At 42.1% G+C, this 16,606-nt stretch carries 7 protein-coding genes; 1 reads left to right on the forward strand and 6 read right to left on the reverse strand.

The window, feature by feature from the left end; translation table 11 throughout:
• Positions 1-365 precede the first annotated feature (365 nt).
• Positions 366-1,205, reverse strand: a complete 840-nt coding sequence (locus EL17_RS02675) for a DUF1206 domain-containing protein (RefSeq protein ID WP_035069732.1) — start codon at positions 1,203-1,205, stop codon at positions 366-368.
• Between the two features lie 325 nt (positions 1,206-1,530).
• The gene (locus tag EL17_RS02680; RefSeq protein WP_035069735.1) at positions 1,531-2,454 is read right to left on the reverse strand and encodes a histidine phosphatase family protein; all 924 of its coding nucleotides are present in this window, start codon (positions 2,452-2,454) and stop codon (positions 1,531-1,533) included.
• Between the two features lie 660 nt (positions 2,455-3,114).
• Here EL17_RS02680 and EL17_RS22485 point away from each other — a divergent pair.
• Positions 3,115-6,945 (forward strand): phosphodiester glycosidase family protein, encoded by a 3,831-nt coding sequence (locus EL17_RS22485; protein ID WP_051719763.1) that lies wholly within the window; start codon positions 3,115-3,117, stop codon positions 6,943-6,945.
• Between the two features lie 20 nt (positions 6,946-6,965).
• Here EL17_RS22485 and EL17_RS02695 read toward each other — a convergent pair whose 3' ends face one another.
• From EL17_RS02695 to EL17_RS02710, 4 genes are all read right to left on the reverse strand, one after another.
• A complete protein-coding gene (locus EL17_RS02695) occupies positions 6,966-10,001 on the reverse strand; it encodes a glycoside hydrolase family 3 N-terminal domain-containing protein (protein ID WP_051719764.1) in 3,036 nt (1,011 codons plus the stop codon).
• A 74-nt stretch (positions 10,002-10,075) separates the two neighbouring features.
• Positions 10,076-11,788 (reverse strand): RagB/SusD family nutrient uptake outer membrane protein, encoded by a 1,713-nt coding sequence (locus EL17_RS02700; RefSeq protein ID WP_035069741.1) that lies wholly within the window; start codon positions 11,786-11,788, stop codon positions 10,076-10,078.
• Between the two features lie 19 nt (positions 11,789-11,807).
• Positions 11,808-15,059, reverse strand: coding sequence for a SusC/RagA family TonB-linked outer membrane protein (locus EL17_RS02705; protein WP_035069744.1), 3,252 nt, complete (start codon positions 15,057-15,059; stop codon positions 11,808-11,810).
• A gap of 235 nt (positions 15,060-15,294) precedes the next feature.
• The gene (locus EL17_RS02710) at positions 15,295-16,455 is read right to left on the reverse strand and encodes an acyltransferase family protein (RefSeq protein WP_051719765.1); all 1,161 of its coding nucleotides are present in this window, start codon (positions 16,453-16,455) and stop codon (positions 15,295-15,297) included.
• Between the last annotated feature and the right edge of the window lie 151 nt (positions 16,456-16,606).

Here is a 16,606-nt window from a genome sequence, read left to right on the forward strand (position 1 = left end):
AATTTTCTTAATATCTGCATACACATTCCTTTAATGAACCAGCTGACTCATCCATACTTGCGGCCCAATTTTTTGAAGTAAACTCAGGAATCGATATATGATAAAATGAAAAAGCACGATTTATTCTTAGAACAAAAGAGGTTCCCTTACAACCCAATGCTATTTTAACCATTACTTCGTTGGTGACAGGAGGACTGGTGATAACCCTTCTAAAAGAATTGTATCATTGCATCAAAAGCCGAAAAATGAGGTTTGCCAGGTACTGACCTCCCCCGCATGTCCAGCAGAAAGTTTCGGAAACCAAAAAAAGGTGAGATGGCATTTGGAGCTGTGTTTTTAAACGGGTTCTCATGAGAAGGGAGGATTTAAGCCGGCGAAGAATCCTCCAGTTCTTCTTCATTGTCCACATCATAAGTGATCGCCTGAGTAATCATAAATACAGCATAACTAATAGTCCCTAAGGCTACCAGTATAAATAAAGGTGACCAGGTGTCTCCCAAAAAATCAAATGCTTTGTCTGTATTGACTACCCTACCGGCATCCTGCTCTAATCCAGCTTTGATATAAAAAAAGCCTATAATCCCAATGATTATTCCTCTGGCAAAGTAGCCTATATCAGCTATCCAGTGAATGAGCCTTTTCTTCCACGCTCTAAAGTGGGCTATATCCAGACGCTCCCGGTACCCACTGGTCACCCCATAGTAAAACTGTACAATTGCAGTAAGCAGTATCACACCTCCGAACAGGGTGATCAAAACATCCCCCATCGCCATATCTAGCACTGCTGTCACCATTTCCCTTTCTTCCTCCGGATTACCATCTTCCCGTATGCCCGTAGTACCGAAAAGCACTCTAAAAGCTGAATAAGCTATAAATGCATCTGCCATCGAACTTAATGCGATACCAGTTCTTCTGCCGTACCCAATCCATCCATCCCCATATTTATAAGGATCTGTATATGACTCAAAAAGCCTCCATATGATAAAACTCACCGTACCCAACAAAATAAGCCCTACCAAAATCTTACCTGCTAGATAATCATCCAAGAATACCAGGAGACTGCTCTCATCTGCTCCCCCTTCTTTGATCTGCATAAAAGACAGTAAGGCGATGATGCCTATAGCGCCATAAATGATACCGGTACAGATACACCCGAACATGGGAAAGTAATGAATAAAAACCTGCTTTTTTTTTGATAAAGTCATATTGCTTTGTTAGTCCCTATGCGGATGTTCAAATATGGTTCCGATATTCTCTAAATCCTAAAAAACTGATGTGCATCCAAAACATGTAAAGGGCACTGTCCCAATCCCCGTCACGGAAACGAAACCTGGTCCATCAATAAAAAAAAATTGTTCAAACCACTATACCATCAATAATATAATGTTAAAAAAAAGTGAGATCACCGCATTAATAAGGATGATCTCACTCCATTTGTATACTTAACAGGCAAATGGACAATTATGGCAAGATAAAGACAGGGTATGTTATGGAAATATTAAACCTATCCAAATTCATAACCCGGTCTTTTTACTTTTGAACCAAAATATCCCAATAAAATAATGGAACAGCACCGACAAAGGAAATCTGGCCATTTGATCCTGTCTTCATGATCCATCCATCGCCCATTTTTAATGGCATGATGTGATCTCTAAAAACAGTTTCATGGCACATATTATAATGTCCTACTATGATATGGATCCCGTTTGGCGTAGGGGTATTTTTGATGATGGCTTCTACATCATCAAACATAGGATCTTTTGAATTACTATTCTCATGATTCAATCTGGCGTCCTCAATGACAGGCAAGCCGAAATCCATGTATTGTACTGTTTTAATAGCCCTGCAGTATTGACTGGCAGTAGTAGCCGCTACAGGAATATTTAATGCTTTCAGGCTGGCACCTATTTTCTTGGAATCATCGATTCCTTTCTGGCTCATTTGTCTGGCTATTTTAGAATCACAAGATTTAAACCATTCAGGACTAGAGCCCACTTTATCAGTTCCGATATCAGAGTCTCCATGGCGTAGGATTAGAGAATATCCTGCTGGATCATCTTTCATTTTCTTGACAGCGGCAATAGCCTCACGGGCATATGGCTTATTCTTGGTGATCAATACAGGAAGGGTATGTACATTTGACGGTTCATCTTCAAAATGGTACTGCACCCAATATGCTCCTTCCGGCAATTTGTAATTTCCTTGCCCTGTAGGGTTTATTTCAAATGTTTTACGGCTGGGATGGGCCGAAAAAACTGCAGGATTGGTGGTTTCTATATGAATGGGATATTCTTTCTCTGAATACCCTATGACATAGATACCTTCTACATAATCTTCGGATACAATAGCATTATCCAATATTGGATCAGGTTCTTCATTTTGTTCACAGGAGCCTAATATGGTCAATACCAAAGCGAGGCATAAGCTTAAAACTAGATTAAATATTTTTTTCATATAGGTGATAGGTGGATGATAATAGTGCAAAATTTACAACCCCAAAGATACAAAAGCATTTTTGATTTATAATACATTTTTAACACCTTTAAATTCATAAAAAAGCCTATAATAATATTAAGATCTATTATTGCAAATTTATCATCACCATGGTTTAAGTCCCTGAATGTAAGCACATCACACTGTAAATATAAATATTTCTATATTCAAATGTCCTATTTGAAAATATGAAGGATAGGGTATAAAAAAATCGTAAAATATAGACTTAAATATAAAATATCCCTAATATGAAACTAGTAATTTCTGAACATTTCCTGCACTGGTTTCCATTTGTTTTAATTTTGGCAATGCTTCTTCTTCGTACAGGACATAAGGAAGGGGGCAATCCCGAACTGACGCCCTGATAATGTCCCTGGTTCCCCAAGGCTTTTAGAAAATTTTAAGGTATGGCGTTTTTCTCCATGTCTAAGGGTTGTACTATGCTATAGGTATTTTCATTTACCCCCTGAAAACAGCTAAATCACAAAATCACTGAAAATCTAAACCTGTTTATTGATATATTAGATTAAAATTAATCCTCACATTAGGCGCTATGATAATGAGTTGTCTTTTTCTAAAATCCAAGACGTACAGACCCCTCGTAGCCATTATTTCAAGATCATGAACAGCTACCACATATCGATCTTCTATAGTCTTCTTTCCAAGCCCATCTTACTGCCCATAATATGGTTCCAGGTTCTTCTACTCCCTGCTATAGAAACAAATGCCCAATTAAAAAACCTTATTTGGGAAGAAAGATCGGATTTAACCATTTTATTGCCAGCGTCTGTGAAGGTTTATGAACACCAGGGATTATTAACGGATGGCGAACCCATCAAAGCTATCTATGCTTCTATTGACCTACGAGATGAACACCTTAAAATCAGGGCTGTGGGCAGTAATCTCGATAGGGAAACCACTTTGGAATCTTATGAAACCAATCAAGGGATTTTGGCCATCAATGGAGGTTATTTTTCCAACGTAGCTTCTGTCAGCTTATTGATTTCGGATGGGGAGGTCATATCGATGGGACCAAATCAGGGCATAGCAAGGGGAGCGTTCGGAATGCATAAGGGTAAACCCCATATAGGTTGGCCACATCAAACAGACCAGGGAATATTCCTATTTGACCATCCTACAGCTCCTCTTAAGGATCCCAGTGGGTCGGGCGCTGTGCCTTGGATGGCCTCCCAAGCCGTAGGTGGAGGCCCCATATTGGTCAGGGAAGGGCGTATAATGGTATCGGATAAGGAAGAAGGTTTTGGTGGCAGCCACCTATCCAGACACCCCAGAACAGCGATAGGATATATAAATGATGATACCATCATCCTGCTGGTGGTCGACGGTAGGCAGGAAAGCAGTGCAGGGGTGACGCTGGACGAACTGGCAGCGATTATGCTAGATTTAGGCTGCTCTGAAGCATTAAATTTAGATGGGGGCGGATCCTCCACTATGGTGGCCGCATCAGAAATAGTCAACATCCCCACCGATATACCCAATGGCAATAGAAACCTGCTGAGACGAAATGCTTCAGCTCTGGTGGTATCAGAAAAAAGACCCACGGTTCACAAAAAAACATACCTGATCGATACTGACAGTCCCAGTTACATAGAAAAAGGACTTTGGGAAGACAGTAATCTGGCCAACCACTATAACGCAACCCCCGGTAGGATAGCGTCAGGAAATTATTCTTATAACACCGCCACCTATCTTTTTGATGAGATTGAATCTAAAACATATCAGCTAGCGAGCTGGTGGACACCAAGCCCCACCAATACAGATAGTGCGCACTATCTCTTACATTACGGTAATAAGATCGACAGCATTTTAATAGACCAGTCCTCTATACGAAATAGCGGCAAATGGAACATATTAGGAGAATACCCACTGAGTACCGGAGATTATCTTGAACTCATAGGCACTGGTAAAGAAGGTAAAATTGTCGCAGATGCCATTCGGCTGGTAGCTGTAGATAAACTTCCAGAACTGCCCTTGAGAGGGGACCTCAGAGTGGCGGTAATCAGTGACTTGAATTCAGGCCTGGGTGCGGCTGATTATGAATGGCAGGTGGACAGTATCGTACAGAGGATACCACGGATCTGGCAACCAGATCTGGTCATCTGTGGAGGTGATATGGTGGCCGGTATGGGAGTTTCAGATACCCTTACACTAAAAAAAATGTGGGCCGGTTTTGATAAACATATTGCCCAACCTTTTAGAATGGCCAATATACCTTTTGCCTTCACTTTAGGCAATCATGACGGTCCACGGTCCTATCCTATAGAACGTAATGCCACACAAACATACTGGAATGACAGCCAAAACACTACCGGTCTGACATTTGTGGACAATACCCACTTTCCAGATTATTATTCTTTTGTACAGGACAGTGTTTTCATAGTGTCATGGGATGCAGCTTCTCCTACTATCACCGATGAAAATCTTGAATGGCTAGAAAGCCAACTCGGAATGCCTGTCGCTAAAAATGCCAAACTTCGCTTAGCTATGGGCCATATGCCACTTTATGGGGTAGCACAGGAAAGAGATTCAAAAGGCAATGTGCTTGAAAATCCAGAAAGACTGAGAAGCCTACTGGAGCAATATGACGTCCATACCTATATCAGTGGTCATCAGCATGCATATTACCCAGGTAAAAGAGGACGGTTAGAATTACTTAATACCGGTGCAGCGGGTTCAGGGCCCAGAAGCTGGCTGGACATGGATCATGCTCCTATCAATACCATTACTATAATGGACATATTTTATAATCCAGACACCATAATCTATACTACTTATAACATATCTGAAAAAGAAGCTGACAAGATGGATGTCATCAATGATAAAAGCCTGCCCACTGCATTCTTTGGGATGAATGGACATATAATCCGCCGCGATATACTTCCTCAATCACTGGCGGAAGGAAAATTATTGGCTCTATCGTCTCTTGAAGAACTAGGTTGGGTCAAAATAGAGAAATCAGATAATGAATACCTATTTACAGGACAATATAACGGACCTCGCCAAAAAAATATAAAGCTTCTGCTATCTAAAGGAAGAAACAGTGATCAGGGAGAAATTTTACGTACGCTAGAACCTGAAATTAGCCAAGATGGCACATTTAGTGTCATTTTTAAAGCATCCGAGGATTTCCATGAATGGATGTCTGCCGGAACGTTATTTATAAGTATAGGAGATGATATCCGTGCTCAATTATATCCCCCCAGCAATCAGGCTCCTTCCATCCCAAAAATCACTTCTCATCATAGCCGCCATACCTATGCAGTGCGGGATATTGAAGCACTTTATAATATACAATGGGACCCGGTAAAAGATCCAGAAGGGGATTTTGTGACCTATCATTACGAGCTTGCCACTGACTCTGCTTTTGACCATACGGTAATAGAAGCATCCACCGGAAGAAGGCATGAATATAAGTTGACTGAAAAGGAATGGTTTGCACTTTTGGAAGATTTTGGAGAAGGGGAACAGGTAGTGTTTTATCACCGGGTCACCGCTACTGATGGGAAAAACCTCACGGTCTCCCAAGTGAGCCAATTGAAAATGATGAAGAGCTTTGAACCATTGGAAGACTATATAGAAATCCCCGCACCATCGCTACGTTTGGAGGGAAAAGTGGTCAATGCCACAGGTGCTGGATATGGCGCAGCCTGGGATAAGGCGGAAAATCTATGGTTGGCTGATTATGGAGGGAAGTTAATAATAAAAGATAAGATAGGCCAGGATGTGCCATTCTCACCTTTGACAAGCGTCTCTGTAAAGGGGAAAGAATACGCTCTCAATCCAATCAATGGTATCGGAACCGATCTAGACGGGCATATATTAGTCAGTAGAAACAGGCATTTGATCAAAATTAACTCCAGTACGGGAGAAGGTATCGCCATATGGGAAGTACCAGAAGGAAACCGGGCCATTACCTCCCCACGTGTGAATGAAAAGGGTGAAATTTATGTCATGTCCCTATTCGCTGAAGATGCTAATTATGTACTAAAACAGCAAAAAACAGATACTACAAGCTTCGACCTTATCAGAACATTAGATTTACCTGGAAGGATATTGGCCAGAACTTTTGATATGAATCCTGATGGCTATACGATTTACTTCCCCAGCCCAGGTAGTCCCTTTGTCCAAAAATACACCAGTATGGATGGCATAACCTACCAAAGGGAAGAAGATATCACCAGTTCCGCTGCCGGATCCAATGCCCTCTATGTAAACAAAGAAGGCCAAATTTACGTAGCAGTTAGGGCAAATGGGGTTCGACCTTCGACCCTTCACTTTAGAGATGATCATAAAAAAATCATGTGGACCCTGGACCTCCCAGAACTGGACGGAGCAGAAGCCAGAGGTATAGGCCTGTCTCCAGACGGGAAAACCTTAATCATTTGCAGTTATGATAAGGGTGGCGGATTTTTTAAATATGTATTAGAATAAGTTTTTAAATAAATACTCTGTTAATATAAAGCTTGGACTTTTATCTGAGATTCCTCCATTTTACTATTTTCTAAGGCCTCGTACACCACCTGCATGACATTGGTCCGAGTATTTAGTTTATATAGCCTGGTATTTTCCCTTGTAGGATAGACCCGGTTCGAAAGGAATACATAGACGAGCCCATTTTCGGGATCCATCCACCCATAGGTGCCCGTAAATCCTGTATGCCCAAAACTGCTGGCCGGTGCCCCAGCAGCCGCATTGCCGGCAGGATCTCCCGGTCTATTGGGTCTGTCAAATCCCATAGACCGATAGTTACCTGTTTCACAATGCACGCATTTACTGTATATGCTTACCACTTTATCCTTAATAAATTCATGGTCCGCATATGTACCATCATTGAGGTACATCTGTAAAAGTTTAGCCAGATCATTGGCATTTCCAAATAGGCCTGCGTGGCCGCTGATGCCGCCAAACATGGCGGCACCTTCATCATGGATAGTACCTTTTAACAATTGCTTTCTAAAAAGGCTGTCATATTCGGTCGGCACTATTCTATCCATGGGGTAGTTTTTATAAGGATTAAAGGTCAGCGTACCGGCACCTAATGGAGCATAGAAATTTTGTTGAAGATAAGCTGTAAATTCCTGTTCGGAAAGCTGCTCGATGACCTTTGGCGCTAGGATAAAGGATAAATCACTGTATACATATTTGCCCTTTTCAGAAAGCGGGGAAGATAAGATCTGTTGGTACATTTTATCTGCATATCTTCGGTGAATATAAAGTCCATCAGCAGCTTTGGCAGGAAACCTCCTGGAGGAATCTGATTTGAAGGTAAACCATTTGAATTTCCCGCTTTTCCTGACTGTCTCTTTCCAGAAAGGGATCCAGGCATATAGCCCTGCTTGATGGGTAAGGATATCTGAATACAAAAGATTCTCCTTATCGGTTCCTCTGGCCATAGGCAGATATTCTCCCAAAGTCCGGGATTCATCAAATTTCCCTTCTCCTTTTAATTTCATGAAGGCAGCCAGGGAAGTGCTGATTTTAGTCAGAGATGCCAGATCATAAAGATCAGTGAGCCTAACTTCATCCGATTGGTCATAGGTGTGATGCCCAAATGCGTGGTGATAAATCACCTTACCATCCTTGGCCACCAGCACCTGTGCTCCGGGTATGGCCTTTTGGGAAATGGCTTCCTCCACCAAATCCCGTATAGGTTCTAGGTCTTTTGCATCTATCCCCACCGCTTCAGGTTCGGTGTAAGACAAACGAATACCTCCCACCGAACTTAAACCATCCCCCAGCTTAAAGTCGTTGTTAATATTTACAGGCAAGCTTCCTTTTGCCCCTACTCCTCCAAAAATAAGCTGAGAGGCTACATCCTGGGTCATCGAGGTTTCTTGATAAGCAGCGATCACGGCATGCGCATCTCCCAGGTTCTCAAATTTTGACAGGCTGTACACATTTCCAAAAACCGCTACCACAGTTGGTTTGGAGTGGATAAGATCTTTTAGAAACAGGTTCATCTCAGCAGAGATGCCAAAGTTATTCCCTGCTCGGAGCTGTAACTTGTGCACACCGGCAATGACGAGCGAATATTCTTTTAACCGCTCTTTCATTTTTTCCATATCATTAAGACTGGCATTAGGTGAAAGGAAAAGCGTATCCACCTCTCCGTACCGCATCAGACCTTTCTGAAAATCTGTCATTTCTATGGTCCCAATGGCCAAAGCAGCTATCCGGTGTCTTTCAAGGTTTTTGATTGGTATTACTTCATCCTTGTTTCTTAGTAGTGTCAAAGATGCCTCTGTCAGTTGCCGGTTTAAATAAGCCGAATGAGAACTGTTCAAATCACTGATCAGATTTTCGGTCTCTATAGGCTGCATCTTATCCATCCCCAGCCACTGCTTTGCCAGCAATACTTTCTTTACCCTTCTATCTATCTCTTCTTGGGTAATTTCACGATTAGATATGGCTTTTTTGATTTCTTCTATGGTCGTCTTTACGTCCATGGTATTCAGCAGCATGTCGTTGCCGGCAAGCAGGGCTTTCACATCCACTACACCTGGTGGATAATATTTAGCTACTCCCTGCATGTTTAATGCATCAGTAAAAACCAGCCCTTCGAAGCCCATATGATTTTTCAACAGGTCAGTGACAATAGGCTTGGATAAGGTAGAGGCCAAATTCTGTGTGGTATCCAGGCTCGGTATGTTCATATGAGCCACCATTACACTTCCGAGTCCCTGATCGAAAAGTTTTCTAAAAGGATAAAGCTCCAGTGCTTCTAGCCTATGCTTGGAAAAATGGATGACGGGAAGGCCATAATGGGAATCCACATTCGTATCCCCATGCCCGGGAAAATGTTTGGCATTGGCCAAAACCCTTTCATCCTGCATGCCTTTCATATAGGCCAACCCTTTGCGTGTCACATTTTCTTTATCCTCGCCAAAAGATCTGAAGCCTATCACCGGGTTATTGGCATTGTTATTTATATCCACCACGGGTGCAAAATTGACATGTATGCCCAGCCGTTTGCACTGACGGGCGATATCTCTGCCCATTTCATAGATCAGTTTTTCATCTTCTATCCCACCCAAAGACATTTGATAGGGAAACCTCACTGTGCTGTCCAGTCTCATGGCCAGCCCCCATTCGGCATCTATGGTTACCATCAGTGGGATTTTTGATTCACTTTGAAACCTATTGGTCATATGGGCCTGTCTCACCGGCCCCCCCTGAAAAAATATAAGTCCTCCGACATGATGGTTTCTTACCAAAGAACTTATTGAATCTATATGGACCTGGTCTTTATTGGAATAAACGGGAATCATGATGAGTTGGGCTATCCTTTCCTCCACTGTCATGGACCTTAAAACCGAATCAGCCCATTGGCTATTTTCTTTCATAAAATCGGGCTTACCGTCAGCAAGCATTTTATTTTCAGAAGTGCCCTGTAGGTTGCTCTGCGCAAACAGAGCAACAGATAAATACAGGCAGTTAAAAATGGTTATATAAAGAACCCTAAAGCAGAATTGAATTTGAATGTTCATTAAGAAAATAATTTTAAGCACAAAAGGCCCTTCTACCAAATGGTGAAGGGCCCTTTAAGATAATTAAAAGATGGTTACCATCCAGGATTTTGTTCTAATTCCACACCATTTTCTCTGTAAAGCGCTATCTGATCGATGGGTACAGGATCAAGGTATACCCTGGGATTATTAAAAATCCTTTGGGAAGCCGCCACAGAGGCCGGGATGATATACCCCTCACTGCCTTCAGATAGGACCACACTGCTTTGGAGCAGGGGATACGCTGCTCTGGTGATCCAAGCTCCTCTATTGATGGACGGGTTGGCCTGCGTGTCGGTGTATTCAAGTTTTTTCCACCGTCTCAGGTCATCCAGCCTGAAACCTTCCATCATTAATTCTATCCGGCGCTCCCTCCTTATTTCCCAAAGAACAGGTGGAACGGACTGGTCTTGATTGGGATCTGTATAGGCTATTCCGTTTACCGCAAAACCATTGCCGGCCAAAGAAACGGGCGGCATATTGATGCCGGGCCTTGCTCTGAGTACATTGATAGATTTATCCAGGTCAGCCTGAGAGAATGCAGTCCCACCTAAAGATGACAGTTCTGCAGCTGCTTCTGCATAATTCATCAGCACCTCTCCATAGCGTATGACTGGAGCATCGGTTATATTGAGATTTGAAAACCCTTCTACAGAATTTCTGATTTCCTCATTCAAATATTTATGTGTAGCTATTCCCGTAGTACTGTAATTGGGCACGATGCCATTGATCCTGTATTCATAGGAAACAAATGTTTCATATAAGCGGGGATCTCTGTTGGCCATCATCTGTTCACGGGTTCTGTCTCCCTGATATTTGGAAGAAATACCTATAGGCAGACCATCATCAGCCAGATAGGCATCTATGGCATTTTTAGAAACACCCGTCTGAGCTTCTCCGGTATTATTGTAACTCATCAACGAATGCGTCAACATACCTGCTTCATAATGTCGGTATAAAATGACTTCAGGGTTTCCGGCCAGATTTATAGAGGTAAATACTTCCCTATAATTACCCAAAGTATACCTGCCGGAATTGATCAGCTGATCCGCAGCCCATTTAGCGGCTTCGAAATACTCGGAAGCCTTCGTATTGTTCCCGTCATGATATTTCTGCCAGGACCCCTCAAACAACATGACCTGAGACATAAATGCCAGGACCACATCCTTGTTCACTGTAAGGCCGGCGGTACCGTCCTGGGTCCTGACATTTGCTACTGCAAACTGAAAATCTTCCAGCACCCTGTCCATGACAAAGGTCCGAGGATCACGGGGCCTGAAGAGCTGACTGGGGTCCTGATCGCTTACTTCTTCTTCAAACCAAGGTACATCTCCAAACTGATTTACCATATTGGCATATTCCAGGGCACGAAAAAATCTGGCCACCCCGGTCCAGTGATTTATGGCCTCTTCACTCATAGGCACGGTCTGTATCCTATTTATAAACAAATTAGCTTTTCTAATCCATGAAAACCTCCAATAGTTAGTACCGGCAGCAGTTACTGGCTGAAGCCTGAATTGTGCCGGATTACTGGCTGAGAAATCATCATTTAATGACTGACCGGTAAAGTACCTGCCCCAAGTAAATCCACTACCATAACCACTGAAAAATTCGGGATAAAATCCCCAGGCGAAAGTCCGGACGTTTTCTTCTGTAGTCCAATAAGTCTCATCTGTAAGCCTGTCCAGCGGAGGTCTTTCCAGAAAGTCATCCTGACAGGCTACCATGGCAGTGACTATAAGTATATATGCAAATATTTTATATTTCATCTTGATCGGTTTTTACGTATTAAAGCGTGAATTGTACCCCAAATGATAAGGTTCGCTGGAAAGGATAAATCCTACCAAAGGATGCTGGATCATTTAGCCCTGCCGTAGTATATTCTGTCTCAGGATCTATAGGTAAGTTGACATTGTCAAACTCAAAAAGATTTTCTCCACTGAAATAAACCCTCAGGCGGTCAACTTTTATCCTACTGGTCAAGCTACTAGGAATGGTATATCCTACAGTGATATTTTTCATCCTCATGTAAGAAAGGTCCAATAAATACTTGGTCTGAGGAAGAAAATTCCTCATGTTGTTTGATTGTCCATGGTCTGTTGGTCGAGGATAAAATGCATTTGGATTATCCTCTGTCCAGTAGTCAAGCTGATGTGTATACCAGGCCTCTCCAGGTCTAAAGCCTGGGATAAACAATGGGCCATTTGCCCACATTTCTCTCTTCCCCACACCCTGAACAAAAAAGCTAAGGTCAAATCCTTTAAACTCACCGCCTAATCTGATACCATATTGGTATCTAGGCGTAGTATTACCTATCACCCGCATATCACCCGGATCATCCACTGTATTGGTACCACGGTCAATAACACCATCTCCATTTAAATCTTTGTACTTAATGTCTCCGGGACCATAAAAGAAAAATCCGCTTTCAAAGAAAGCCTGTGAAGGAACTCCATCCATTAGCACATACCTACCGTTATCGAGTACAAATTCACCATTGGCGTCGCGCACAAAATCATCTGCAGTAAAAAATCCATCCGTTTCAAATCCCCATATCTCGCCCAATACCCTGCCTGGCCGGTTTTGATTGACACCTCTATTATCAGCAAAATCAGTGATCACCTCTTTAAAATCTGATAACATAACGGAGCTATTGATTCTCAGCCCATTGGTAAACTGGTGAGAATAATCCACGGCTAGTTCCCAACCAGTGGTCTGCAGTTCACCCAGATTCTGTTTGGTGGCCATAGTTCCAAAAGAAGATGGCAAAACTACTCCAGCACTGTGCATATCACTGGTAGTCCTTCTGAACCAGTCGAAGCTCATACCAAATTTATCCCTGAAAAATCTGGCATCCACCCCAAAATCCAGAGTACTGACTGTCTCCCAAGTCAAGGCAGATGGCAAGGCTCCAGGAGTAGTGGTGGTCCGCATATTTTCATTGCCGATCATCCAATTAGCGTTAGACGTATTCATTATCCTATAAATATCTCCAATGAAAGCATTCTGATTTCCAATAGCCCCATAGGATCCCCTTAGTTTCATGAATGATAGCACATTAGATAAAGGCTCCATAAAAGGCTCTTCCGTTAGGATATATCCGGCAGACATAGAAGGGAAAAAGCCCCATCTTTCTGTTGGGGAAAGCCTGGAAGAACCATCATAACGTCCATTTACTTCCAGCAATAATTTATCACTATAGATATAATTAAACCTGCTGAAAAAGCCTAAAGTAGCCCATTGATCTCTATTACCTGTTACAAACATATCCCCGGTAGCCAGAGAAAGTTCCCCCCTATTAGGATCCATCAGGTTCCTTCTTTCAGATCCATGGGTCCAAAGCTCAAAGCTTTCTATATCTGAACCCACCATTACCTTGAACGCATGATCTCTTACATCTATATCATAGGTGGCAAAAGCCCTGCCTACATTCCTTTTACTCCATAATGAATTATACTGGGCCTTATTATAGATGGGACTACTATAGGGGGCATACTCTAGATTTGCACCTGTAGCCCAAAAATTATATGCGGACAAAATGCCGCCTGTCTGATGCAGGTTCTGATTATTATTACTATAAGTATAATCCAGATTGATACTTAGTCCTTTTACTGGTCTTAAAGTAGTGCCTAAGTTTATCCTTGACATGGAGGTATTCTCCTCATTCATGTGTGACTGCTCTACTTCATTGATAGAATTTCTGAAGGGAAGCCCTTCATATGTACCATAAGGATAGACAGCTTGCCATCTAAATATATAGTACCAGGGATCATACGTTTCAGGAGAATAATAAAACGGTCTTGTAAATTTTGTTTCAGAATATAGCACTTTTGCCCTTACTTCCATCCAATCGGTGACAGAAGTACTGATGCTAAAATTCAAATTGTACCTGTCAAACTGGTCAGGGTTGGTCTTCAGAACCCCTTCCTGGCCCAGATATCCTGCTCCAAGGTAATAATTGGTTTTTTCCGTTCCTCCTGAAACTGATACATCATGCTTCTGTTGAGGGGTATATTGCCTTAGAAATAGTTCTGCAGGATCCCATGAACGGTAAAAAAACAATCTCCCGTCACGGATCTCAAAGTCTCTACCCATGACCATTTCAGGACCTAAATCCTGTCCGCCGTATTGGGCTTCCCATTCCCTCATTTTCTGGATACCTACCTGATCAAATGCCATTCCTACGGCACTGAACACATTAGTGGCAGGATTTGAACGCTGTAAAGCCCTAAAGGCCATTTCTGCTCCTTCAGCTGCAGGAGCTATTTCAGGGGTATAAGTAGGGGTATTCCAGGCAAAGTTATTGGAGTAGGAAACCCTAGGTTTTCCGCCTTTAATTCCAGACTTGGTCGTAATCAGGATAACACCCCAGGCAGCCCTGGACCCATAAATGGAAGAAGCAGCTGCATCTTTAAGGACCGATATACTTTCGATATCTTCTGGATTGACCAATTGGAGGCTTTCTATCTCCACATTATCTACCAAGATCAATGGCTGTGCACCCTGTGTATTACTCAAAGTGCCTGTCATACCTCTAAGTCTAATATTAGGATTCTGACCTATCTGACCACTCGGTGTGGTGATGGTCAGGCCAGGTGTAGTCCCTTGTAGCCCCCTAGCCACGTCAGTTATCGGTCTGGAAGCCAACACTTCTGTATCTACAGTCGTAACAGCTCCAGTTACATTGCTCCTTTTTTGAGTACCATAGCCAATCACCACCACCTCATCAAGAGCTTTTTCATCCGCTCCTAAAGTTACATTGATGGTCCTACCGTCTCTAACAGTGATTTCCTGGGATAGCATGCCCACAAAACTAAACCGGAGGACCTCTCCAGGACTTACTTCGATAGCATACTTTCCATCTAGGTCTGTCGAAACTCCCTGCGAAGTTCCTCTTACCAGTACACTTACCCCGGGCAAGGTAGTACCATCATCAGCTGAGGTTACCACTCCTGTCACTACCTGGCCCTGTGCCTGGGCATGGAAATGAATCAAGAGAAAGCATAGCACCCAGATGGCGCTTTGTAAAAGTTTTTTCATGTGTAAATAGTTTATGGTTAAAATTTGGAATTGGCAATAGATATTCAGACCGGAGATCTAACCAGCATATAAAGAAGTGGCTAAAATACCGAAGGCTTGATAGGTTTTTCTCTTCGGTAAATTTTTTCAAAAAAACACTTAAATCCATCCCTGAAAACAGTGATATTACCAAATCACTGTAAAAAATCAGCAGCAGACCATGGGGAAGTTTTTATAAAACTTTACCCCTTATACATTACACTTTAATATAAATTCTATTTTTCATCAGCCATAAGCCTATAAACCATAACAGTAGCATGTAAAAAACGGCAAATAAAAGAGAAGCCGGTTTGCCCTCCGTCCAGACCAGAAAAAAATGCTGATATATCCAGGCATTTAGACTCATTTCTGATATGCTGATGATGCCCATAGTTTTTATCAACGCTCCTGAAAGGATAAAAATAAAGAGGGGATTCTTTCCGAATACTTCAAAAAAATATGTCCAATTTTTGGCTTTATATTTTTCTATGATCACTATCAATATAGCCAGCGAGAGAAAACTCCATCCTAAAGTATACAATACATATGAACTCGTCCATATGGGCTTATTGATAGGAAAAATAACATCCCACCACCATCCTACAGCTAGCATGGCTAATGCAATGAATATAAACAAACCGGTTTTATAGTTCAAAGATCGGGAACCTTGGATCAATCTACCTGCCCAATACCCTCCAATAATATTTACCGCAGCAGGTATAGTGCTCAATAACCCTTCCGGATCAAAGGGAATTCCAAAGCCCTTATATAGATGCTTTTCTGCAAAAATCCATATATCAAATTTCAGTGCAGCATTTCCTTCCAAGCTATAGGGATGTCCCACTTCACCATAATACCACATCACTATCCAATAAGATAACAAAATAATACCCCCCATAAGTAAAGCTCCTTTTAACTTTAAATAATGTATCAGCAGTCCGGCTATCAAATAGCAAAGTGCTATCCGCTGTAGTACCCCCATGATCCTCAATGCGGAAAAATCCTTTAGCACCAGTTCACCCTCAGCAGATCTGGTTATAAAAGGAAATGCATTTAATAGTAGGCCCAAAAGGAAAATAATTCCCGCACGCTTTAATATTTTTTCAATTACCTGCCGGTCTCCCATTTTAGCATATTTAGCCATGCTGAAACTCATGGCATTTCCTATTACAAACAAAAACATGGGAAAGACCAGATCCGTCACTGTAAATCCATGCCATGCCGCATGGCGTAAAGGAGGATAAATATGCTGCCAGCTGCCAGGTGTATTGACGATAATCATCAGGGCGATGGTCATGCCCCTCAGTACATCCAGAGACAGATATCTTTCTGTTAAAGTTGATGATGGATGATCCTGAATAGGTATCACGTTCTGCATGGGTTTATGAATTATTCTTTTCCAATTTTAAGTTATAATTCTCGGCCTTCAAAGATTTAAGCCTGAAACTATTAATCATTTCCTTATTCTATCATTTTTGTTCCAGGGGTATCCTACGGTCATTGATTTTTCATCAACAGACTGTAAAACA

The sequence above is a fragment of the Anditalea andensis genome, assembly GCF_000714815.1.
In the GTDB taxonomy this organism is placed as follows: Bacteria; Bacteroidota; Bacteroidia; order Cytophagales; family Cyclobacteriaceae; genus Anditalea; species Anditalea andensis.